At 48.7% G+C, this 22,290-nt stretch carries 19 protein-coding genes; 5 read left to right on the top strand and 14 right to left on the bottom strand.

Annotated elements, in window-relative coordinates:
* The first annotated feature begins 82 nt into the window (after positions 1-82).
* Genes QZ209_RS12120 through QZ209_RS12110 form a run of 3 tightly spaced genes read left to right on the top strand, consistent with a single transcriptional unit; the run spans position 83 to position 4,715 of the window.
* Positions 83-985 (top strand): SDR family NAD(P)-dependent oxidoreductase, encoded by a 903-nt coding sequence (locus QZ209_RS12120; protein WP_294348378.1) that lies wholly within the window; start codon positions 83-85, stop codon positions 983-985.
* Positions 986-1,001: 16 nt separating this feature from the next.
* Positions 1,002-2,522, top strand: a complete 1,521-nt coding sequence (locus QZ209_RS12115; RefSeq protein WP_294348374.1) for a hypothetical protein — start codon at positions 1,002-1,004, stop codon at positions 2,520-2,522.
* 6 nt (positions 2,523-2,528) lie between these two features.
* Positions 2,529-4,715, top strand: coding sequence for an ATP-dependent RecD-like DNA helicase (locus QZ209_RS12110; RefSeq protein ID WP_294348372.1), 2,187 nt, complete (start codon positions 2,529-2,531; stop codon positions 4,713-4,715).
* A gap of 106 nt (positions 4,716-4,821) precedes the next feature.
* Here the strand turns inward: QZ209_RS12110 and QZ209_RS12105 are convergent, their stop codons facing one another.
* Complete coding sequence (locus tag QZ209_RS12105) at positions 4,822-5,121, bottom strand: cation transporter (protein WP_294348367.1); 300 nt, start codon at positions 5,119-5,121, stop codon at positions 4,822-4,824.
* A complete protein-coding gene (locus QZ209_RS12100; protein ID WP_294348364.1) occupies positions 5,043-5,216 on the bottom strand; it encodes a hypothetical protein in 174 nt (57 codons plus the stop codon). The genes QZ209_RS12105 and QZ209_RS12100 overlap by 79 nt, the downstream gene beginning before the upstream one ends.
* Before the next feature lie 315 nt (positions 5,217-5,531).
* Here QZ209_RS12100 and rnr point away from each other — a divergent pair, with 315 nt between their 5' ends.
* Positions 5,532-7,913 carry a ribonuclease R gene (gene rnr, locus QZ209_RS12095; RefSeq protein WP_294348362.1) on the top strand — a complete coding sequence of 794 codons (2,382 nt, stop codon included), beginning with the start codon at positions 5,532-5,534 and terminating at the stop codon, positions 7,911-7,913.
* Between the two features lie 484 nt (positions 7,914-8,397).
* Here rnr and QZ209_RS12090 read toward each other — a convergent pair whose 3' ends face one another.
* From QZ209_RS12090 to QZ209_RS12035, 12 genes are all read right to left on the bottom strand, one after another.
* Positions 8,398-9,540 (bottom strand): serine hydrolase domain-containing protein, encoded by a 1,143-nt coding sequence (locus QZ209_RS12090; RefSeq protein ID WP_294348359.1) that lies wholly within the window; start codon positions 9,538-9,540, stop codon positions 8,398-8,400.
* A gap of 32 nt (positions 9,541-9,572) precedes the next feature.
* Entirely contained in the window at positions 9,573-10,454 is an 882-nt protein-coding gene (locus tag QZ209_RS12085) for an MlaD family protein (RefSeq protein WP_294348356.1), read from the bottom strand.
* 19 nt (positions 10,455-10,473) lie between these two features.
* Positions 10,474-11,208, bottom strand: coding sequence for an ATP-binding cassette domain-containing protein (locus tag QZ209_RS12080; protein WP_294348354.1), 735 nt, complete (start codon positions 11,206-11,208; stop codon positions 10,474-10,476).
* Between the two features lie 44 nt (positions 11,209-11,252).
* Entirely contained in the window at positions 11,253-12,047 is a 795-nt protein-coding gene (locus tag QZ209_RS12075) for an ABC transporter permease (protein ID WP_294348350.1), read from the bottom strand.
* A 7-nt stretch (positions 12,048-12,054) separates the two neighbouring features.
* On the bottom strand, positions 12,055-12,915 hold the full coding sequence (locus QZ209_RS12070) for a PHP domain-containing protein (RefSeq protein ID WP_294348347.1): 861 nt from the start codon (positions 12,913-12,915) through the stop codon (positions 12,055-12,057).
* Between the two features lie 381 nt (positions 12,916-13,296).
* On the bottom strand, positions 13,297-14,145 hold the full coding sequence (gene uppP, locus QZ209_RS12065; RefSeq protein ID WP_294348345.1) for an undecaprenyl-diphosphatase UppP: 849 nt from the start codon (positions 14,143-14,145) through the stop codon (positions 13,297-13,299).
* Positions 14,146-14,166: 21 nt separating this feature from the next.
* Entirely contained in the window at positions 14,167-14,841 is a 675-nt protein-coding gene (gene rdgB, locus QZ209_RS12060) for an RdgB/HAM1 family non-canonical purine NTP pyrophosphatase (protein WP_294348342.1), read from the bottom strand.
* Positions 14,842-14,948: 107 nt separating this feature from the next.
* On the bottom strand, positions 14,949-15,662 hold the full coding sequence (locus tag QZ209_RS12055) for a pyridoxine 5'-phosphate synthase (RefSeq protein WP_294348339.1): 714 nt from the start codon (positions 15,660-15,662) through the stop codon (positions 14,949-14,951).
* Positions 15,663-15,784: 122 nt separating this feature from the next.
* Positions 15,785-16,348 carry a molecular chaperone TorD family protein gene (locus tag QZ209_RS12050; protein WP_294348337.1) on the bottom strand — a complete coding sequence of 188 codons (564 nt, stop codon included), beginning with the start codon at positions 16,346-16,348 and terminating at the stop codon, positions 15,785-15,787.
* A gap of 26 nt (positions 16,349-16,374) precedes the next feature.
* Positions 16,375-17,289 carry an NrfD/PsrC family molybdoenzyme membrane anchor subunit gene (gene nrfD / locus QZ209_RS12045; protein ID WP_294348334.1) on the bottom strand — a complete coding sequence of 305 codons (915 nt, stop codon included), beginning with the start codon at positions 17,287-17,289 and terminating at the stop codon, positions 16,375-16,377.
* 71 nt (positions 17,290-17,360) lie between these two features.
* Positions 17,361-17,960: a 4Fe-4S dicluster domain-containing protein gene (locus QZ209_RS12040; RefSeq protein WP_294348330.1), complete on the bottom strand. Its 600-nt coding sequence runs from the start codon at positions 17,958-17,960 to the stop codon at positions 17,361-17,363.
* 3 nt (positions 17,961-17,963) lie between these two features.
* The gene (locus QZ209_RS12035; protein ID WP_294348328.1) at positions 17,964-20,774 is read right to left on the bottom strand and encodes a molybdopterin-dependent oxidoreductase; all 2,811 of its coding nucleotides are present in this window, start codon (positions 20,772-20,774) and stop codon (positions 17,964-17,966) included.
* 234 nt (positions 20,775-21,008) lie between these two features.
* Between QZ209_RS12035 and QZ209_RS12030 the strand changes: the two genes are divergently transcribed.
* The gene (locus QZ209_RS12030) at positions 21,009-22,214 is read left to right on the top strand and encodes a methyltransferase domain-containing protein (RefSeq protein WP_294348326.1); all 1,206 of its coding nucleotides are present in this window, start codon (positions 21,009-21,011) and stop codon (positions 22,212-22,214) included.
* Positions 22,215-22,290 lie beyond the last annotated feature (76 nt).

Here is a 22,290-nt window from a genome sequence, read left to right as displayed (position 1 = left end):
GAATCGAAGGTTGTGTTATGGAGGTTTGGAGATGATCTGCTTCTGTTGAACGCCTGTTTTTCGGGCCAAAAATCGATTGATCATGGCAAAAAACGAACAATGGGATACCCGATTGATGCTCGATCAAAGTGGCAAGGTTGTCATAGTGACCGGAGCCGGCAGCGGGCTTGGTTTTGAGATTGCACGAGTATTTACGGAAAAAAAAGCAACGGTTGTGATGGCTGTACGCGATCCCGCGAAGGGCTCTGTTATGCGGGAAAAGATCAGGGGGGAAAACACTCGGGCGGAAGTTGAGGTCATGGAACTCGACCTTGCCGATCTTGCATCGGTAAGGCGGTTCACCGAGGGATTCAAAAAACGGTATTCTCGCCTTGACCTGTTGATCAACAACGCCGGTGTTATGGCTTGCCCGTATGGAAAAACGGCAGACGGCTTCGAGCTGCAGTTCGGTACGAATCACCTCGGACACTTCGCCTTGACGGTTCTGCTGATCGATGAGTTGAAGAATGTACCGGCCAGCCGGGTAGTCACGGTAAGCAGTGGTGCTCATTCTTTTGGAACGCTTGATTTTGACGATCTTAATTGGGAAAAACGGAAGTATAACAGGTGGCAGGCATATGGTGACAGTAAACTGGCAAATCTTTATTTTGTGCAAGAACTGCAGCGGCGTCTCGATGATGAAGGCTTGAACATGCTTTCGGTCGCGGCGCATCCAGGGTGGGCTGCGACTGAGCTGCAGAGGCATCAGGGGTGGCTTGCACCGCTGAATAAATTTTTCGCCCAGTCTCCTGAAATGGGTGCGTTACCCATGCTTTATGCCGCAACTGCCCCCGATGTTCATGGTGGAGAGTATTTCGGGCCTGACGGCAGAGGTGAGGTACGGGGTTATCCTGTGAGGGTTCGTTCGAGCAGGCGTTCAAGGGATATGGCCGTTGCAGGCGAACTATGGGAGAAATCGGAAAAAATGACCGGAATAAGGTGGTAGGCTACAAGGAGTTTCAATGGATGTAAAACAGGTGTTGGAGCGTTTACAATCACGCTCTTTTTCCCTTGCAGGAGTGAACGTTTCTTTTTTTGGTGCTTTGTTGATTATCCTAGCCGGGTTGGTTGTTCTGCTCTTTCTGTCGATGTACCTGGGATGGTCCGGGCTTACAGCGGTGGTTTTTGTTCTTTCAGGTGCGTGTGCCGGTTCGCTTTGCTTCTTTTTTGATTCTGTCAAGGCGGTTTTCGGAAAGAAAAAGTCGGTAAGTCTCGGAATTCTAGTGTTCTACCTTCACCTGATGGCTATCCTGGGATTCGCCGCTCCGTTTTTTTTCTCCGAGCTCGGGGTGAGTCGTTTGATGGCTATGACGATCGTATTGTTTGCATTGACGTGGGGAGGGAGTTACACCCTCATACGCTATGAGAAAACGTCCAAAATAGTTGCTATCCTCATTACAGGGTTTTCGTTATTCAGTTTCGTTCCCGGAAATTCGCTGGTTCGCGGTATCGAATGTCTTGGTCGGAACATACTCCATTCATTCGACATGATCGACTATGATGCCGCTTTACAACTCGATGATCCTGAATATGCTATACGGCAGAAATATCTCGACGAGTATCAGGAGAAAGTCTGCGGGTTGGAAAAAGAATGGAATCGTAAAGAGATTGCAGCCGCTCAGTATGAAGAGCGGAGAAGAGACATCGACCGTGAGTATCGACAGTACATTCAGGAGCCAGAACCGGATTCCTCTCGTGATGAAAAAAGTACAGGTGATATACATATTGTCGGTGCGTTGGTGACGGACAACATAACCGGCAGCGGTTTTGCAAGGCGGAGCGGGTTTTTCACTTCAGGAACGAGGCCGCTGTATTATTATGTTAAATACAGAGGTGTCGGTACTCGGGACAACTCTTTTGTTGTACAATGGCATCACAACGGTGAGTCTATTCGGGAAAGGAATATTGTTTTGGAACATGAAGCGGGTGAGATACTGGATTCGTGCTGTTATAATTTCAGACAGGGGAGCTACGAAGTGAAGCTCGTTCGTCAGCATGAACAAAAAAACAGGGTGACTTTCAGTGTTATTGACGAGGACGTGGTGCGGATAGACAATTCCACTATCGTTCCGGGAGTTGCAAAACCGGGAGACATGTTGACCGCTACGGTAGATTACTACCTGCGGTCTTCTCAAGGTGAACGAAATGTAACGGTCAGGGAAAAACGTATCATTCAGCATAACGGACGTCCCGTTATGGCGCCTGTTATCCGCGATGTGTCAAGGCCAACAGGATATTCAAGCAGTACAACGAAGTTTTTTCTGCCTTACGATATCCAGCCCGGAACGTATGAAGTGGTTACTGTTGTGAGTAGTGGTCCTGAAAAGGTGAAAACATCTTCTGCATTTTCTGTATCCGGTCCTGTATTTTCTTCTTCTCCTTCGCCGGTTTCGGCATCCTATCCGTCAGTAAGCAGCAATGGAAAAAAAGAAATGACACTCGAGCAGCTTGACGCTGCTTTGCAGAAAGTGTACAAGAAATGAATGCACATGCAGGAATCCTTGTCGGCAGATCCTAAAATCGAACGTCTATCGGGAACCGTAGAGCGAATCGTTTTTCACAGTGAAGATTCAGGATTCAGCGTTCTGCGAGTTCGGGTAAAAGGCAGCCGTGAACCGGTCACGGTTACGGGGTATGTTGCTGCTGTTTCTTCAGGCGAGTTCGTGGAATGTGTCGGTGAATGGATCAATGACAGGACTTACGGGATGCAGTTCAAGGCTCGTGAACTGACGGTGGTTCCTCCGGCAACAACGGAAGGTATTGAAAAATACCTTGCTTCGGGTATGGTGAAAGGGGTAGGGCAGCACTTCGCAAAGGTACTTGTCGATGCGTTCGGGGAAAAGGTTTTTTCGGTTATCGAAAACGATCCTGAAAAATTGTGCTGTTTGCCGGGAATCGGTGAAAAACGCAAGGAAATGATTGTCGAGGCGTGGCAGGAACAAAAGGCGGTCAGGGATATCATGGTTTTTCTGCAATCGCACGGTGTTGGAACGGCAAGAGCGGTGAGAATCTATAAAATATACGGTGACAGGGCAATCACGACCGTTACCGGGAATCCCTATCGCCTGGTTCTCGATATTCAGGGGATTGGCTTCAAAACCGCGGACACGATCGCATCGAGATTGGGAACATCTCCCGAGTCTCCTCTACGTGCTCGTGCAGGGGTTCGCCATGTCTTGCAGGAATTTTCAGGTGACGGCCATTGTGCGGTGACAAAAGAGCGGCTCATCGAGAAGTCGGTTGAACTTCTTGGAGTTTCCTGTGAGGTTATTGAAGAGGCTGTAAAGGAAGAAATAGTGAGCGGTGGGCTTGTCCGGGATGAGATAAACGGTGTTCCGTGTATCTATCTCGCGCCACTCTACAGGGCGGAAAACAGCGTTGCCGTATCGGTTCGGCGGTTGAGCATGGGCGAGTTGCCCTGGGGCGGTGTCGATGCCGGTCAGGCTCTCGAAGAGGCGGAAAAGCTTACCGGTCTGGAGCTTTCAGCATCACAGGAAGAAGCTCTGAAGCTCGCGCTTTGCAGCAAGTTTCTTGTGATTACCGGTGGACCCGGTGTCGGAAAGACAACATTGGTGAACACCATTCTGCAGATCATTCGTACAAAGGGGCTGAACGTCGCATTATGCGCTCCGACCGGCAGGGCAGCGAAACGGCTTGCGGAATCGACAGGTTTTGAAGCGAAAACCATCCATCGTCTCCTCGAGTTCGATCCGCACACATTCGATTTCAAGCGTGGCAGGGACAATCCCCTGAATACAGATCTTGTCGTTGTCGACGAGTCTTCGATGATCGATGTGTTGCTCATGGGAAAGCTCCTCGCTGCCATACCGGAACATGCCGCCGTAATTCTGGTAGGCGATGCGGACCAACTCCCTTCAGTCGGTCCGGGTGCGGTTCTTGGCGATATCATCTCTTCCGGGGTTGTTCCTGTCGTGCGGTTGACCGAGATTTTCCGTCAGGCTGCCGAGTCGGGGATTATCATCAACGCTCACAGAATCAACCGGGGAGAAATGCCGCTCAACAATGACCGTGACAGGCTCACCGACTTCTATTTTGTGCCTGCAGGAGAACAGGACGATATTCACACGAAATTGCTTGAAGTGGTGTTGAAACGTATTCCTCTCAGGTTCGGACTCGATCCTGTCAGAGATATCCAGGTATTGACGCCGATGAACCGCGGAGGACTCGGTACGAATGCTCTCAATGCGGCATTGCAAAAAGAGCTGAACCCCGACAGCGGGAACGGTGTCGTACGTTTCGGAACCGAGTACTCCGAAAATGACAAGGTCATTCAGCTCGTCAATAACTACGATAAAGAGGTATTCAACGGAGATATAGGTGTTATCCGTTCAGTCGATAAAGAGGAAAACAACGTTGTTGTCGATTTCGATAAACGGCAGGTCGAGTATGAGTTCGGGGAACTTGACGAATTGGCGCTGGCTTATGCGACCACCATTCATAAAAGTCAGGGATCGGAGTACTGTGCGGTGGTTATTCCTCTGGCGATGCAGCATTATATGCTTCTTCAGCGTAATCTTCTTTATACGGCGGTCACACGCGGCAAGAAGCTCGTCATGATCATCGGGCAGTACAAAGCACTTATGGCCGCAGTGAGCAACAGTGAAGCGAAGGGAAGGCTTACAAACCTTGCCGAAAAGATCCGCAAGGAACAGTAGTTACAAGCATCGTTATCGATGTTTCTGCAGGTTTCGTCTGGAAACTCGATTTCGACAGTTGAGTGAGAGATGCCGTATTTTTCGACAAGATTGTGTATCATCTCTTTTACCCGGTTGTATTCCTTCGGCGTAAGGTCTGTGTCGACTTCAAGATGAACGGAAAACACGGTGTGCCGGTCATCTCCGTACCGTTTACAACGATACCGAATATCGCAAGCAGAACCATTCCTTGTGCATCGGGTTTTTCAGGGGAAGCTATTCCGGGCAAAGTTTCAAGGATGATATAGAATGAGCTGCCAAGCAGGATAACGGTACTGATTATCGTTCCTAACAGGGAGAACCGACGGAAACCGTAGGTGTACTTGACGTTTCCTTTTTCATGAGAACGTCTTTCAAAAAACGCCACACCTGTCGCCGGGTGAAGGAGTCTCCAAGGTCATGTACGGCGTCAGCGAGAATAGCAGTACTATTGGTGACAATCCCGCCGATTATCGCAATCACGGTGAACCCGAGAGTAAGAAAAAAGCTATACCAATGTTTTTTACCGGGCCGTGATGGTGGTGTCGCTCCATGGTGTAACGGTCGATGATGACGGCAGTGTCATGTGAAATGTTTGAAACATAATTGGTTATGAAGATTTTCTTTTTTAATATTAACAACTTAGGCTGCTTCTGCGTTGCAGCAGGTGGGGTCATGACGTTTGTGTAGGAAAAATGCCTTCTGTGTTCATTAAACGGTGAAAGGAAGTGTATACCTGATGATGAATGATTGCTGAAAGTCATTGTTCAATTGAAAATTATTAAAAAAGATTATTGCGTGGGAAGAAGAAAGAAGGACCAGAAGACGAAGTCGCCGAAAAGAAAAAAGAAAAGCATTCCTCATTCACCCGGTGAAAAGCGGGTCAAGCCGAACGACCATATTCTGATCAACGAGTTTCTGGTCAGGAAAGGTGAAGCATCGATTGCTTCCGAGATCATCAATTTTTTATCGGACCATGACGGTGAACGGTTTCGTTCCGTAGCGCTTGCCAAGACTCTTGGTTACGAGGAATCCCGGCATCTTCCAGGGTTCTGGTATGTACTGCACAAGCTGCAGGAAGAGGGGGTGCTCGATAAGGATTCGAAGCGTTGTTACGGGCTTGCCGGACAGGAGCTTCCTACCTATGAGGACGTGCTCGTCCAGACCAGGCAATTTCCCCGACCGGATAAACAACATTACAAAGTTGATCAGCTGTATACCGGTGCAATCATAACCCATCCCAATGGATATGGTTTTGTGCAGGTCGAAGGTTACGATGACGATATTTTTATCAAAGCTGAATCTCTCGGTGATGCGATACATGGTGACGAGGTCGAGGTTTTGGTTACCAAAGTTCCCAAAACCTATCAATCTCAACAAACTCCTCATCAGCGATGTGAAGGCCTCGTTACGAAAGTCATCAAACGGGCTCTGCATACGATCGTAGGAACGCTTGTTCGTAAAAACCGGAAATTTGTTCTGGTGCCGGACCTGAAGAAAATTCTGCCTCAGATCAACGTCAGGATAAAGGATTCCGGAGGTGCGATCGACGGTCAGAAAGTTGTTGCAGGTAATCTCGAGTTTCAGAAAAACGGGGATATACGAGCCGTTGTTCTTGAGGTTCTTGGTGAAGCCGGGGCATCGGAGGTGGAAGTCAGCGCCATAGCGAGGAGCAGAGGGATCGATGAAACCTTCGATGAGGAGCTGCTCGACTATGTTGAATCTCTGAGTGAAACTATTTCAGACTCCGATATTGATGGCAGAATAGACATCCGTGGTAAGACGGTGTTTACCATAGACCCGGTCGATGCGAAAGATTTCGATGATGCTCTTTCCATCGAGACTCTCTCGAGGGGGCTTTACAGAGTCGGGGTGCATATTGCGGATGTATCGCATTATGTCGAAGAAGGTTCTCCGCTTGACAGGGAAGCACTGAAACGGGCCACTTCGGTTTATCTGGTCGACCGCGTTATTCCCATGCTTCCATCGAGACTCTCCGAACAGATCTGCAGTCTCAATCCCGGTGTTGATCGTATGGCGTTTTCCGTTTTCTTCAAAATGAAAGCGAACGGAGAGGTTATGCAGCACGAGTTTGCGAAGACCGTGATCAATTCAAAAAAGCGTTTTACGTATGAAGATGTCCAGGAAGTGCTCAACAACGGCAAGGGGAAATATTTCAGGGAGCTGAGTCTGCTGGACAAAATCAGCACAACCCTTCGGGATAAAAGACTCGGCGAAGGCGGGCTTGAATTTGAAACAGAGGAGGTACGATTCAAGCTTGGCAGTAAGGGTGAACCGGTCGAGTTGGTAAAGAAAGAGCGGCTCGACAGTCATCGGTTGATCGAAGAATTCATGCTCCTCGCCAACCGCAAGGTCGCTGAATATATCAGCACGAAATTCGCACTGAAAAACAAGGCAGGTCACCCATCCATATACAGGGTGCATGGTTCGCCGCAGGAGGAAAAGGTTGGTATTCTTGCAAATTTCGTCCGTAAGATCGGCTACAATATTCAACTGAACGGTAAAGGGAAGGGAGGGGTGCCGAAAATCAGCTCAAAAGCTCTCCGTGATCTCCTGAAACAGGTGCATGGCACCAACGTCGAGTTCCTGGTCAATGAACTGGTTTTGCGTTCAATGGCCAAGGCCCAGTATACCAGTGCAAACGATGGGCATTTCGGACTTGGTTTCGAGTATTATACTCATTTTACCTCTCCTATCAGACGATATCCGGACCTGGTCGTTCATCGCCTGTTATTTGAATACGAAGCTTACCGTAAAAGCCGAAGGAAGATTCCTTCAAAACGGCTGACCGATATTTCCGAAAAAATCGATCAGGTTTGTCAGGTTGCCAACGAGCGGGAAAAGAGCGCTATGGAAGCTGAACGCGAGTCCATCAAGCTGAAGCAGGTCGAGTATATGTCGTCCCATGTGGGAAAAGTGTATTCGGGAATCATTTCGGGTGCAACTGAATTCGGCATTTACGTCAGGCTTGAAGAGTTCGCGATAGAAGGTCTGGTGCATATGAAAAATTTAACGGACGATTACTACGAATATGATGAATCGACCTATTCGCTGATCGGCAAACGCAGAAAAAAAAGACTGCAGATCGGCAATCGCACCAAGGTGAAGATTCTGAAAGTGGACATGCAGCGCAGGACGATCGATCTGCAGCTGGCATAGAGCTAATCGCCGGCCAATTTGGCCGGTTTTTTTTCGCCCGCTTATTGATGACTCCCGATTCGAACATCCGTTTCCTCGTAAGAAAGGTAACGGGGTTGTAGGTAATCGGTAATGGGGAATGGCGGGAAGTCATGCCGCACTCGATTCGGCATCCATGGTGACGTTCATTGAAAGATGGATCCCCGGGTCGCGCTTCACTTGCCCGAGGATGACAGGGAGGGAAAGGGGCAGGCCCGCGAGGATAGCATGGTGGGAGAGGTCATGCTCCCCCGAATAGGAATTTAAGCCTTCCGAAGTCATGCCGCACTCGATGCGGCATCCATGATGACGTTCATTGAAAGATGGATCCCCGGGTCGCGCTTCGCTTGCCCGAGGATGACAGGGCGGGAAGGTGGCAGGCCCGTGAGGATGACAAGGAGGGTGGCGCGGGCCCGTGAATGACGGGAAGAAAGAAGTCATGCCGCCCTCAAGAATCACGTTTCACTTATTCGTCAAGATCCAGACATTTAACGACCGCGTCGTGCAGGAGGGGGCGGAACCTGCGGATTTTGGTGTTTTCCGATGTGGGGTGAACCCGATTGGTGAGCGTTATGACGGCAAGTTCTTTTTCGGGGTCTATCCAGATGCTGGTGCCTGTATAGCCAAGGTGTCCGTACGTTCTGGCGGAAAAATATTGACCGGATGAGGAACTCCCGTTAAGAGATCGAAGGTCCCAGCCTAGAGCTCGCGAACCCAGGTTTCTTCGGGTAAAGCGTTTCAAGGTCGAAGGTAAGAAAAAAACACGGTTGTCGTAACGGCCTTCCTGAAGGAGCATATGCACAAATACAAGAAGGTCTTCGGTTGTTGAGAAAAGTCCGGCATGCCCGGCAATTCCTCCAAGAAGAGCTGCATTATGGTCGTGTACGAGTGGCCTCGGTTTGGTGAGGGACCAAAGAGTATCTTTTTCCGTTGGTGCTATCCGTGGATGAAGAGCCTTCGGAGGGTTGAACAAGGTCGATTGCATGCCGAGAGGCTTGGAAAAGCGTACACTGAAGTTTTCCTCGAGTGAATTGCCTGTCACCCGCTCGATAACTTTACCGAGAGTGATAAAACCGAGATCGCTGTATGTTGTCTTTGTTCCTGTCTGGGTTCGAAGCGGTTCATTGTAGATGGAGGCTATAGCTTCATCGGCTGTTCGGGATGTTTTGATCAGGAATCTGTGGGCAATGAGCCCGGAATTGTGCAGGAGCAGGTTTTTTACGGTGACATTTTCTTTTCCGCTTTGCGAAAACTCGGGAATATAACTCGATACGGGTGCATCCAAGTTCAGCGAATCCCTTTCGCTGAGCTGCATGACGATGCTTGTCGTGACTATCGGTTTGGTCAGAGATGCAACGTCGAAAATGGTCGATGTATCGACAGGAGGTGAGTTTTTACCATATGTCATATGGCCGAACGCCTTATGAAAAACCACATTATCCCTGTATATGACGGCGATGCTCGCTGCAGGAAAAACATTGTCGGCAATCGATTGTTCCACCAGAGTCTCGACCGCTTCGAACCTGTTCGCGGCGCTTGCCGCTGCATGGAGTGAGGTTGCGAACAGGACAGCGGCCAGAAATATATACAGCCTCTTCTGTGGTTTCATGGTTCAAACGGTAAACATCGCTCCGCAATGGGTTAGAACAACGAAAAACGTACGTAACGCTTTGGATTTTCCTTCAGATCGATAAGCAGTGAATCGAGATCGGCAAGGCTTTCATTGAGATTGGAATACAGTGCCGGATTCGAGTGAAGCTGCCCGATGGTGCCTTCTTCACTGTTGAGTTTCTGCATAAGTGAGTCCGTTCTTGCAGCGACCTGTTTGATGTTGGTGATTGTGTCTTCGGTTTCGGAGGCAAAATCCTTATCCTTGATGAGTTTGGGAAGCAGCCCTTTGCCATTTTGCAATTCACGTGTGAACATCGTGAGTTCTGCCGATACTGTTTTCAGGTTCTCCATTGTTTTTTCGAGGTCACCCGCCATTTTTTCGGAGCCGAGCAGTTTGGCTAAAGGTCCTTTGCCGTTATTGATGTTGTCGAGCAATGTGTTGATCTGGCCTATAGCTTCCCCGGCGGTAGCGGTAAGGTTGTCCAGGCCTGTCTCACTTTCGTCGAGCGTGATGAAATCACCTTCCTTTACCGGTTTTCCTGTGCCGGTTGTGATATCGACATACTTATCCCCGAGAATTCCCAGCGAAATAATGCGGGCTTTGGAGTCTTTTGTGACAATGGGGGCGAATTCTTCTTCAAGACGCATTTCAACAAGGACGTAAAGCGAATCGTTACGGTTCAGAAAGTCCATTTTCGATACAACACCGATCTTTTTTCCAGAAACCGATACGAAGTTGTTTTCCTTCAGGCTGCCGACGTTTTGTGCCATCATCTGTACCCTCGTGACGCTTTTGAAAAGACTCGAGTTCTTTCCGACAACGAGGCCGAGATAAGCAGCAAGGCCAAGACCGATCACAAAGAAGATACCTGTTTTAAGGTCGCTCCATTTGAGTGTATTAGGGTTTCTCATTACAAACGGTTATTGATAATTATTGTTCGAGTATCTTGTCCGACAGGATCGATTGTATGAATGGGTGAGTCGAGTCGTGCAGTTTTTCCGTATCGTCATCAAAAATGATTTCACCCTTGTAGAGAACGGCGACATTGTCTGCGACCTGAAAAACATCGTCGATAATATGAGTGACGATAACGGCGCCAAGGTTGTTTTTTTGCCTCAAAGAGCTGATCAGGCCGAGAATTTTTTTTGAACTGACCGGATCGAGTCCTGCCGTCGGTTCATCAAACAGTATCATTGCGGGATTGAAAATCAGTGCTCTACCTATGGCAACCCTTTTTTTCATCCCTCCGCTCAGATTTTCCGGCAGGGCGTCTTCGTACCCTTCGAGCCCTGCAAACGCTATCTGCTCGCGAACTTTCTGCTCCGTTTCTTGTTCCGACAACTTGAGGTTTTCTCGTAAGAAGAATCCCATGTTTTCACTGATTGTCATCGAATCGAAAAGTGCATTGCCCTGGAAAACAATTCCCATTTTACGCCGGATAGGATACATTTTAGACTCTTTAAGCAGCGTGATATCGACGCCGTCAATCAGAATTCTGCCGGAATTCGGTTTGATAAGACCTAAAATGAGTTTCAGGATGGTACTTTTTCCAACTCCACTCGGGCCGAGAACCGCTTTGATCTTGTTATCTTCGATAGTCAGGGATACCTTGTTGAGGATTTCCCGGTTTCCGTATCGTAATGTTACATCCTGCAGTTCAATCATGAAGTCAGGTGGTTCGGCTCTGTTATTCTATGCCTGTTCATATACTACATGTTTTCGAGTACCAGTTTCGAAACATAAAAATTAGCAACAAGAATCAAACCCGATGACACTACAATGCCTTTGATTGTCGATCTCCCGACACCGGCAGTTCCTCCCTGAGCGATAAAACCGTTGAAACTGCTGACAAGGGTAATGATAATTGCGAAAACAGGGGCTTTGAGGAAGCCGACCACGAAGTCTTTGAGCACAAGTCTCGGAAAAACCGCATTCCAGAAAATCCCAGGATCTATTTTATGATAATGTTCCGCCAAGAGCGCTGCGCTGTAAAGGCCGGCGAAGTCCGCGATCGCAGTCAGCGGAATAAAGACGATGAGAGCGGCGGTCAGACGGGGCATGACAAGCTTGGCTACGGGGTCGGTTCCGAATGCACGAAGGGCATCGATCTGTTCGGATATCTTCATCGCACCGAGTTCGGCTCCATTACGTGACCCGTATCTTGCCGAAAGCATAAGGCCCATGATAAGGGGACCGAGTTCACGTATGACCGAGAGGGCTGTAGAACGCCCGAGCATTGTTTTTGCCCCAAAATCCTCGAGGAGATTTCCAACCTCTACCGCGAGTAGGGCGCCTATCGATATCGAGCTGACAAGGACGATCGGCAGCGAATCGGTGCCTGCGATGGTTGCCTGGTCGAGAAAATCACGCCAGTAGCGCTTTATTTTTGGGATAGTCGCGAAAGCTCTCACCGAAAAAAGGAAAAATTCCTGCATTGTCAGGAAAAACTCTTTTATCGAGAGATTGATGTTGGATAAAAACGTTCCGGTAACTGATCGCGTCATAGTGGTGCTAAACGGTAACTATCCTGCTTTTCATTTTCGTTACCCATTCATAAGGTATCGTTATCTGTCCAAAAAGGTCTTTTTCCTGGTCCTTCAGTCCATGGTAGTCGGAACCGCCAGAAAAGAGCAGAAAATACTCGTTTGCTATTTCTCTGTAGTAATTTTCCTTGTAGGTATCATGAGAAGGATGAATGATTTCGATGCCGTCAAGTCCGAAATTGATCAGGTGTCGGAGAATTTCATCCGGGACGTTCTGTCCCGGGTGAGCGAGAAATGACAACCCAGCAGCTTCATTGATAAGCCTGATGACCTCGGCAGGGGGCGTTTCAATGCTTTTAACGTAAGCTGGACTATGAGAGCCAAGATATTTGCTGAAAGCTTCGCTGAAGCTTTTCACGAAACCACCATCTTGCAGAACTGCCGCAATGTGCGGACGACCGACACTGCCGTTCTGAGCCTTTAATATGATCTGCTCGATTTCGATCTTGACACCCATTTCTGCAAGCTTGCCAACCATACGTTCCGCGCGTTCGGTCCGGAGCTGTTTGCAATGGTCCAGATAACTCTTGAGTGCCGAGTTTTTGTAATCGAAAAAATATCCCAGGATATGAATGTCATGACCCTGGTATGTAGAGCTCATTTCTACACCGTTAATAAGCTCTATGCCGTATTCGCTGGCTAATGGCTTTGCTTTGTCAATTCCTAAAACAGAATCATGGTCAGTGATACTTATGGCCTTTAATCCGGTTTTTTTCGCTTTTTCGACAATTTCTTCCGGTGTAAAGACGCCGTCTGAACATTTTGTGTGTATATGTAAATCTGCTTTTTCAAAGCCATTATGCCCTACACCCGACAAGCTGTATGGCATGGCCTAAAAGTGTTTGTTGTATTATTAGTTACTATACCTATATATATAAAAATTTTCCGCTATTGATGATACAAAAGAGAATTATTTTTTGCCCCTAATAGTTGCTGAGATGGTGACGGGTAACTGGCGGAAAGAGAGGGGAAGCTCTACCGGGTGAGGTCTATTGTAATTGATCCACATTGATCCACGAATGAGCACGAATTTTCACGAATTGAAGAGTATCGGTTATTTTTTTTCGACCGAAGTTGAAAAAACAAATAACCGAACAATGAGTGGTTGTATATGCAAGAAGTAGTATCGTTAATCTGAAGAATCATTGCCTTATCGGTTTCTCTTTCTTTTTGAAATTCGTGCTCATTCGTGGACAACCCTTTTCTTCTTCTACGGCTGGATGTAACCGGCGGTGATCAAGCCGAGTATCCCGACACCGAGAGCGATACGGTAGAAGATGAAGAGCGATGTCGTGTGATTTTTCAGGTAGTTGATAAGAAAGGCGATGGAGGCGTAACCGACGACACCGGCGAAGAATGTCGCCGCAATAAGATTGATGAGTTCATTGCTCGAGGCCATGAGAGAGTCCCATGTTTCATACAACTGATAGATTCCGGCTGCGAAAACCGCCGGAAGTGAAAGCAGAAAGGAAAATCTTGCCGCTGTTTCGCGAGAAAGGTTCATGAAAAGACCGCCGGTAATCGTGACGCCTGAACGTGAAGAGCCGGGAATCAATGCAATACTCTGGGCGAGGCCGATCAGCAGGGCTTCTTTCCAGCCTATGTCGTGCATTGATAGTGGTTGCTGCCCTTTTTTTGCCCGGTACTTCATCAACCATTCCGCAAGAGTCAGCATGATTGCCAGTACAATGAGCGCTGTACTTATCCAGTAAAGAGAGCGGAGACTTGTTTCTATTTCGGTTTTGAAAAACAGACCGAAGACCACTATGGGGATCGTTCCTGCAGCAATCATCCAGGCCATTTTGGAATCCTGTGTTTCGAACGGTTTTCCTGTACGTAGGCCGGTGATGAACGCTTTTGAGATGTTGATGATGTCACGGTAAAAGTATGCAAGGACTGCAGCGAGCGTTCCGATCTGAACTATTGCGGAGAATGGTGCTCCCGGGTCCTGCCAACCTACGAGAGCCGGAACGATACGAAGGTGAGCCGTGCTGCTGATCGGCAGGAACTCCGTGAGCCCTTGAACTATACCGAGAACGATGGCTTCCAAAAGGCTCATAACATTCTAAATGATTGAGAGTTAGGGGGTTTCGTCGAGAAGCAGGCGCAGCTCTTCGACAGCTTTTTTAACGGCACGGGACCGGTGACTCAACCTGTTTTTTTCTTCGGTACTCATTTGTGCAAAAGTTACCTGCGCTGAATTTACCCAAAAGATCGGATCATATCCAAACCCGTTATTGCCGGTCCTTTCTTTCACTATCGTTCCTTCAACAGAACCTTCTACCGTTTTTTCAAAGAGCAACGGAGCATGGTTTTTCGGTATACGACCTTTGAGCGCTATGACTGTCCGGAACAGGGCTTTTCTGTCAGTTATGCTTTCCATCATCTTGAGAAGATGGTTGACATTATCGTCGTAGGTCGGTGGTTTTCCTTCGGGCATTGGGGCGAAACGCGCTGAATACACTCCGGGGGCACCGTTCAGGCCAGAGACTTCCAGGCCGGTGTCGTCAGCAACGGTAACGAGAAACGGAAATCGATTCGAAAGAAGGTTGAAAACAGTATCGGTTTTAAGCCTTGCATTACCCTCGAGGGTTTTTTCGGTTTCCTCGATCTCGATATCTACCTGAAGATCGGAAAGGGAATAAACCGTGATTTCAGGAGCGATGTTTTCCAGAAGAGGTTTGATCTCTTTGACCTTGTCTTTGTTGTTCGTGGCAAGGACGACCGCTATTGGAGTATTTGTCGGGTTGTTCATTTTTCATTGTAGTTCTTTTATATACTCTTCACTCGTTGCTTTTCCTGCTCTCCATTCTGTTTCCTCCAAGTGCAGGGTTGTTCAAGCGACAGATTGTCAGAGGTTGCTTATGCATCGATAAGGCGCAGCATCTCCTTTACCGCAGCTTCCATTCCTGTCAGTGAAGCGCGTGCGATGAGTGCATGCCCGATGCTGACCTCTTCAATTTCCTTGATTGCTTTGAATGGTGTAATGTTGTAATAATTCAAGCCATGGCCTGCGACAACGCGAAGGCCAGACTCGCGAGCGAATGTTGCTGCAGTTGTTATCCGGTGGATTTCCGCTTCGAGCTCGTGGCTCGTTTTTTTCAGGGAATAAGGTCCTGTATGCAGTTCAACCAGATCCGCTCCTGCTTTTGCAGCGAGCCGGACAGCTTCCTTTTCGGGCTCGATGAACAAACTTACCTCGATACCGGCATCCTGAACCGGTTTGATGAATTCAACCATTTTTTCATAGTGACCTGTGATGTCAAAACCTCCTTCAGTGGTCAGCTCCTGACGTTTTTCCGGCACCAGTGTGATCAGTTCGGGTTTTGTCTTAATGGCGATCTGTTGCATTTCTTCGGTCATTGCCATCTCGAGATCGAGTTTGGTTGTGACAGCTTCCCTCAATCTTTCGAGGTCTCGGTCCTTTATATGGCGCCGGTCTTCGCGCAAATGGCAGACGATGCCTGATGCACCGGCGAGTTCCGCGATAACAGCTGCGGTTACCGGATCGGGTTGCTGTTCGTTCCGTGCGTTTCGCAGTGTCGCTATATGGTCGATATTGACGGCTAATTGCATAGTGGTGTTATCCTCATGATTCCATTCCTGTTCACGATTAAGATTCGTGAGCCTGGCTCCTTTCGATCATTATCTATATACACTTTGTCGCGTTAATACAAAAAGAGGGAAAAAAAGATCTTTTACACGGCAGGAGGGATGGATGTCGGAAGGAGGGCTGCAAGTTTCCTGTAGGCAGGCGATTTTGTATTGTCGTGCAGCTTTTCGGAAAAGTCCGGTATCCATTGTTGTACGTGATCATGGAAAAACGAATGATATGTCTCGTTCGCATTGTTGCGGGTTTCGTCAAGGGTTGCTGCAGAAGCGAGAAACGCCAGAAATTCGAGCTCGGTCGAGATATGGTCCAAAAGGTCGGGGTCTGAGGTCATGCCCCATTCCCGGTAGAGGTGATCGACTTTTCTGCTGTTAGAACCGAGCATTGTGCCTTCCCGGAAGACCGATTCGTAGGGTGGGCATGGGGTACTGGGATATCCGGTGATGAAGAGTCTGGTGTATTCGCCCTGGAGCTGCTCGCTGTTTTCCCGCTCGAACAGTTGTAAGAGTGAATCGAATCCGGCTTTATCCTTTTTCGTGGCAATGTTCTGAAGTTGGGTCTGAAGGTTTGGCAGGAATGCACTGTTGGGGTAGGCGAAACAGTGACTCAGAAAACGCAGTATGCGTGCCTTGTTTTCCAAGACGGTTTTCACTGTTGAGGCTCGCTGTTTGATTGCTGCTACCATGGATACTGGAATACTCCGGCGTGAAGCACGTAGTATCTGAGGAGAAAGCCGCCAGCCAGCACCAGGCATCCTGCGGTAACCATACGCGTAGCAGCGCCTCTGGTGTGGTGTGCGAAGAAGATGCTGTATGTTTCTATCAGCAACGGAATGATGAGACCGAAGCCCAGAAAACCGATGACGAACATAGGGGTTTCGAAAAGAATTGCCGCGGATTCCCTCGCTCCGGTCGGCAAAAAGAATGCGAAGTTGAAGTAGGCACCGAGGATGATCAGTTCAGTGACTATCAGGGCGGCGTCGAGTTGCTCGAGCTTTTGGACAATGGTCGATGAGCCTTCTTCTCTGGAAAAGGTGAAAAGCAGGAGCAGAAACGCCGTTCCGGTTGAAAATGCGGAGATAACGAACAGCAACGGCAGTGCAGGGGTATTCCAGAATGAAATAGCCGGTGCCGAAGAGATGAGGAGCCCGGTGTAGATTGCCACCAGGAATCCGGCCGTTGCTCCTCCGAGTGCAGCCATTTGGTTGTAGCGTTCCAGCAGGGTGAGAATCGGGACAGGGATTTTGTTTACCAGGGGTACGAGCCCGGGCCAGCTTCTCAAAAGCGGGATGACATAAGCAGTTGCCGCAAGAAAGTAAAGATTGATGAACACAACGCCCCAGAAGATCCATGAACGGGGATTGGTCAAGGCATAAACAGCTTTGAGTGGCTGAAGCATGTCTCCCAGTAGAAAGAGGGTCCCCAAGATCATGAAGCCTATAGCGGCAACAACGGCAGCTGAAATGATTTTCCGGTCGCAACGTTCAAACATGTGCAGCATCGCTCCGATCGCAACCGTCGCTCCGCCAAGTCCGCCGAGAAAAAGGTACATGGCGATCTGCCAGTGCCAGACATCCTGATGTACAAAAGACATGAGCTTTCAATCTTCAATGTTATAATGGCTTACAGGACCGAGTTCTACTACGTTCAACTTTCTATACCCGTTTAGGACGGGATATAAAATACCTTCGGTGATGTCCCGAGTTCCGGACGAAGCGGTTTGGCTTTTCCGGTTTTTGAAAGCTTGTGAACCTCACTTTCAGGATCATCGAGGTCTCCGAATACTCTTGCATTTGTAGGGCAGGTACCTGCGCATCCCGGAGTCAGTCCCTCGAGAACACGATGTTCGCAAAAACTGCATTTATCAACATGTGGTACCTGGTGAGAGAGATCATCGTCGTAAAGCTTTTCCGCTGTTTTGACATCATCACGGTCATAGGGATAGCGGGCGTCATACGGACAGGCGATCGAACAGGCGTAACATCCCATACAACGGTTGTAGTCGATCCTTATGATACCGTCTTCCGTCCGGTAGGTCGCCCCGGAGGGACAGGCTGAAAGACAGGGGGTGTTGTCGCAGTGCATACAAAGTCTCGGCAAAAGCTCCCTGTGAACGTTCGGATAGAGACCGTGTTCGATATCTTCGACATGAGTGCGGAATTTCCCGTTCCAGTAAGGGGTTTGGTTTTCCATCGAGCATGCAGCCATACAAGCCTGACAGCCGACGCACAGGCGCATATCCATTACCATTCCATAACGTGCCATGGGTCATGCAAGATTTTTTTGTTTTAGTGGCCTTATCCGTACCGTAAATTCCTGAGACATGAATGATGCTGCAAGTGGCTCGATGCTGTAAGGCATCAGTTCGTTAAGTGCAGTGCCTTTTTCTGCGGCTATCCTGAGTTTAGGATTTTCGCTTCCATAGGAAGACGGTAGAAACACCGTATCGGGTCGGATCATTTCCGTGACGAACAATCTGGCTCTGGTTTTTTTGTTGTATCTCAGGTTTTCAATCTCTACAGCTTCTCCTTCATCCAGACCGAGCTTTTCCGCCACTCTTTTATTGATCCACAGTCCGATAAAACTGTTTTCCTTGGGTTTGGTCACGGCTGCAAGAAGTGCATTGTTGTTGTTTGTCGAAGCGTGCGACACGACCGGAATTTTTCCATAGGTAAAGTAAAATTCGTCAGGATCGAGAGGTTTTCTTTTCTCGTCGTCTGAAACGGTAAGCGGGACATAATCCAAAAAAGGATTCCACAATGGGTGGGGGCCTGCAGTACGGGTGAATGATGCAAGGATCGGGCTGAACAGTTCAAGTCTGCCGGACATGGTTGGCAGCGGAATTTTTCTCGGCATTGCTGCTTCCTCGAGCAGTTTGTCTGCTTTTTTAAGTATGATCAGCCCTTTTTCCCGAATGGTTCGTTCTACGTCACTACCGGTAAGTTTTCTGCCGGTAACCTGTTCAGCAAGATCACCCAGAGCAGCATATGCGGTTTTGAGAAATGCTTCGTTATACGGTTTGCCTTCTGCTTTCGCTTCCGCAATCTCTTTTTTCAACATTGTTTTGTCGAGCCCGACATATTCGGCAATACTCTCGATGTATTCCTCCAGCTTGCCCATCCGGTCGGTTATTTCGCAGAAAATGTCTGCAGCGTCTCGCGTATTGTAGAGAGGTTCGACAGTTCGAAGTCGGGTTGCAAACCCAAGGTTTGTATCGGGTCCGAGAGGGTAGAGTAACGGTTCATTTCTTTCCAGATAGGTATGGTTCGGCAGAATGACATCCGCGAACGCGGTCGTGTCGGATGGAAGTACATCGACCGTCACAACCAGGTCGAGGTTGTTGCTGGAAAGCATTTCCTTCCAGCGTTCGGCAGGAAAATAATGTCGGAGGGGATTGGCTGCGTTCATGAAAAATGCCTTGATCCGGTACGGTTCTCCATTCCAGGTCATCTCGCCTCTTACAGCTTCGAGCAGCCCGTTGTCGGCCATTGCGGGAAGGAATGCCGAAGGCTTGCCCTGTTTTTGCTGTTCATGTGCCCAAGCAAACGACAGGGCGGGCTTGCCATGAGACCAGGATGCGGGGTTGGCAAAGATATCGATGAGTCCACCGGCGAATCCCATGCCGGGCAACATGACTGGAGGAACGTCGTGAGAGGCTTCTTCAGGAGTTTGTTGTTTCGAATGCCAGGCGTTTTCAGCCTTGTGGCGGTACTCGCCGTTCATCAGCCATCCACCTTTGCTATCGATACCGCCGACGAGCGTTTGAACGATCGCCTGCATACGGCGTTGCGAGATGACGTGGTGATAACGGGCTCCCATCCAGCCCGGGTCGACCAGAGCAGGTCGCGCTTCAGCGAATTCCGTTGCAACACGTTCAATAGTTTCCGAGGGAATATCCGTAATGGTCGATGCCCATTCAGGGGTGAACCGTCTGGTTTTTTCGATGAAAATATCAAGAACCGTTGTTACCGGTCTGCCGTTCCAAAGGGTATCTTCAGGCGCTATCAGAGCAGGAACAATAGGCTTTTTACTCGCTGTTGTCTGATTTGTGTTGGTATATGCCGGAACGGGTACCGCTTTTCTGCCGATTTCATCATAGACGTAATAACAGCCGGGTTTTCCATCGCTTCCCATGTCGGTGGCCAACTCGATGTTGCCGTTTTTGTCTTCGAGTACGAGGAATGGGGCATTTGTGTGATTGGCAAGGAATTCACCATCGAAAAGCTCTTTGCGAAGCATGGTGTGGATCATAGCCAGAAAAAAGGCGTGATCCGTCCCTGGTTTGATGGCAATCCATTCATCTGCTTTGGAGGCAAGCTCGCTTTGCCGCGGGTCGAGACAGACGACCTTCGCTCCGTTTTTCCGGGCTTTACCGAACCGTACGGCTCGTGCAGTCGATATGGCGGCGACAGAAGCGTTGTTTTGACTGAAGAGAATGTAGCGGGCATTTTCGAAGTCGGCCAGTATCTCATCATGAACATTGAAGTTGCCGGTTACCAGATCGGTGCCGAGATGTCCGGCCGTGACGCAGTGCTGCATCGGTGATGCTATGATGTTCGGGATTTGAAGTGTCCGGACAAAAGGAAGGCTGAAGTGCATGTAGGAAACACAGGCGGTCCATCCTCCAACCATAGCGATTTCCCACGGATTGATTTTTTTGAAACGTGATGCGATGTAATCGTACGCTTCTTCCCATGTGGCAACGCGGAAGTTCCAGTCACCCCGTTTACTTCCTTCTACCCTGATCAGAGGTTCCTTGATACGGTCCGGATCGTAAAGCTGTCGAAGCCCTGCCTGACCACGTGCACAGATTTTGCCCTGATTGAGCGGACTGTTCGGGTTCCCCTCGATTTTGACTGCACGTTTGCGTCCATTGACGGTTTTTACAGCGACATTGATGTCGCAAAAGGAAGAACAGAAGTTACAAATACTCGGAATCCATACAACTTCTCCAGAAGAAGACTGGGCATGAACACCTGCTGTTTGCCGGCCGGAATCCCATATTGGTCGCAGTATGGCCATGCCGCCCAGAACGCCCGTTGCCTTAAGGAACTGGCGCCTCGTTATTTTGTTTTTCATACCTGGATTGTGATGGTTGCGAATTATCGTGCAGCTGAGGCACCGCCATCGAAGAAACAAGTTATCACAATTGTTAGTTAAATGTCAACTATTGCATACGTAGAATGGGTTTCTGTTGCACGAAAAAAATTCGATTTTGGTGTTTTTATGGCTAAAAAAGTATGTTTTGGTTAAAATTTTTTTTGATGGAAAGAAAAATGACCAAGGAATACAAGGTGACTGAAAGGGAATGATATGCGAAAATCAAGTGGAGCTTCCATCGAGTTTTCTTTGATTTGGGAGAGTGAATGTGCCGTTCACCGTGAACGGCGGTTGGTTTCCAGAGTCAATTTCTGGAGGGACATATTTCCAGGCAGAATGGGAGAGGCAGTTGAGGCTCTCCATCCGGGTGGGCGTTGCAGAGAAAGCTTTTCTGCCGGTAGACTGGTTGTACCTTCGGCAACGGATGGAATCGTACGGTTCAAGGAAAAGTGCTTTGAACATCAACAGGAATACCACACACTTTTGCCAAAAATCGGGCGGTTTTATCCGCAAGGATTTGCCTGGACGGCTTTCGGTTGTTTTCGCGGTAACATGAATCCGTTCCGAGTCATCGGTATTGAAAATGAAACGTTGATTGCCGATACCAGCCATCCTCTCGCTCAATATCCTGTTTCTTTGGAGGCAACATGTGTCGAAAAGAGAGAAGCATTCGAAGAACGCGGGGGAATGTGCCATGATATTTCGGAAGCGGTTACATCGGATGGTCCTGGAATGCAGGTGCCTTATCCTGGAATCGGCACGGATTTTTATTCTGAATATCCGTTCAGAAGGCAGAACGAGAGTGCCGACGGAATATTTTACAGTATTCCGAGATTCATCGATCATCTCGACGTGACGGCACTGAACCACATCGGTGAAATCTATTCGCGAACGCTTGTTGCCGGCTCAAAGATACTCGACCTGATGAGCAGTTGGGTATCACATCTTCCGGATGAGCTCGAGCAATGTGAGGTCGTCGGGCTTGGTATGAATGAAGAGGAGCTTGCAGCGAACGAAAGGTTATGCAGATATGTTGTCCATGATCTGAACGAAAGTCCGTCATTGCCGTTTGCCGACAATGAGTTCGATGCTGTTATCTGTACGGCATCGGTTGAATACCTGGTCCGGCCGCTTGAAGTCTTCGAAGACATCGGTCGGATTGTAAGGCAGGGAGGATTGTGTGTCGTAACGTTTTCAGATCGGTGGTTTCCCGGTAAGCAGATTTTGCCGTGGTCCGAGCTGCATGGGTTCGAACGCATGGGTCTTGTCCTCGATTTTTTTCTTACAACAGGTCGTTTTGAAAACCTCCATACCGAAACGGTGCGAGGATATCTCAGGTCATCCGGTGATCGGTATGGAACTCGAACTGCGTTTTCCGATCCTGTATTTGCTGTTTGGGGAAGCGTGAATGGGAAATGAGTGTTGTAACAAAACATGGGTAGGGTGCTCTTTGCCTGTGTTCCAAAAGGATGGGTTGAATGCGGCGATCATTGAC

The sequence above is a fragment of the Prosthecochloris sp. genome (assembly GCA_015482705.2).
Lineage (GTDB): Bacteria > Bacteroidota > Chlorobiia > Chlorobiales > Chlorobiaceae > Prosthecochloris.
The sequence above is the reverse complement of the archived record's forward strand: the minus strand, read 5'-3'. Positions and strand labels throughout refer to the sequence as shown.

What these genes read in the sequence shown, in the direction of transcription:
- QZ209_RS12040 (WP_294348330.1), bottom strand. Translation starts at nt 17,960, where the DNA reads ATGGCACGTTATGGAATGGTAATGGATATGCGCCTGTGCGTCGGCTGT.
- QZ209_RS12070 (WP_294348347.1), bottom strand. Translation starts at nt 12,915, where the DNA reads ATGCCATACAGCTTGTCGGGTGTAGGGCATAATGGCTTTGAAAAAGCA.
- QZ209_RS12120 (WP_294348378.1), top strand. Translation starts at nt 83, where the DNA reads ATGGCAAAAAACGAACAATGGGATACCCGATTGATGCTCGATCAAAGT.
- QZ209_RS12085 (WP_294348356.1), bottom strand. Translation starts at nt 10,454, where the DNA reads ATGAGAAACCCTAATACACTCAAATGGAGCGACCTTAAAACAGGTATC.
- QZ209_RS12030 (WP_294348326.1), top strand. Translation starts at nt 21,009, where the DNA reads ATGCGAAAATCAAGTGGAGCTTCCATCGAGTTTTCTTTGATTTGGGAG.
- QZ209_RS12115 (WP_294348374.1), top strand. Translation starts at nt 1,002, where the DNA reads ATGGATGTAAAACAGGTGTTGGAGCGTTTACAATCACGCTCTTTTTCC.
- QZ209_RS12035 (WP_294348328.1), bottom strand. Translation starts at nt 20,774, where the DNA reads ATGAAAAACAAAATAACGAGGCGCCAGTTCCTTAAGGCAACGGGCGTT.
- QZ209_RS12075 (WP_294348350.1), bottom strand. Translation starts at nt 12,047, where the DNA reads ATGACGCGATCAGTTACCGGAACGTTTTTATCCAACATCAATCTCTCG.
- QZ209_RS12055 (WP_294348339.1), bottom strand. Translation starts at nt 15,662, where the DNA reads ATGCAATTAGCCGTCAATATCGACCATATAGCGACACTGCGAAACGCA.
- rdgB (WP_294348342.1), bottom strand. Translation starts at nt 14,841, where the DNA reads ATGAACAACCCGACAAATACTCCAATAGCGGTCGTCCTTGCCACGAAC.
- uppP (WP_294348345.1), bottom strand. Translation starts at nt 14,145, where the DNA reads ATGAGCCTTTTGGAAGCCATCGTTCTCGGTATAGTTCAAGGGCTCACG.
- QZ209_RS12110 (WP_294348372.1), top strand. Translation starts at nt 2,529, where the DNA reads ATGCAGGAATCCTTGTCGGCAGATCCTAAAATCGAACGTCTATCGGGA.
- QZ209_RS12080 (WP_294348354.1), bottom strand. Translation starts at nt 11,208, where the DNA reads ATGATTGAACTGCAGGATGTAACATTACGATACGGAAACCGGGAAATC.
- QZ209_RS12090 (WP_294348359.1), bottom strand. Translation starts at nt 9,540, where the DNA reads ATGAAACCACAGAAGAGGCTGTATATATTTCTGGCCGCTGTCCTGTTC.
- nrfD (WP_294348334.1), bottom strand. Translation starts at nt 17,289, where the DNA reads ATGTCTTTTGTACATCAGGATGTCTGGCACTGGCAGATCGCCATGTAC.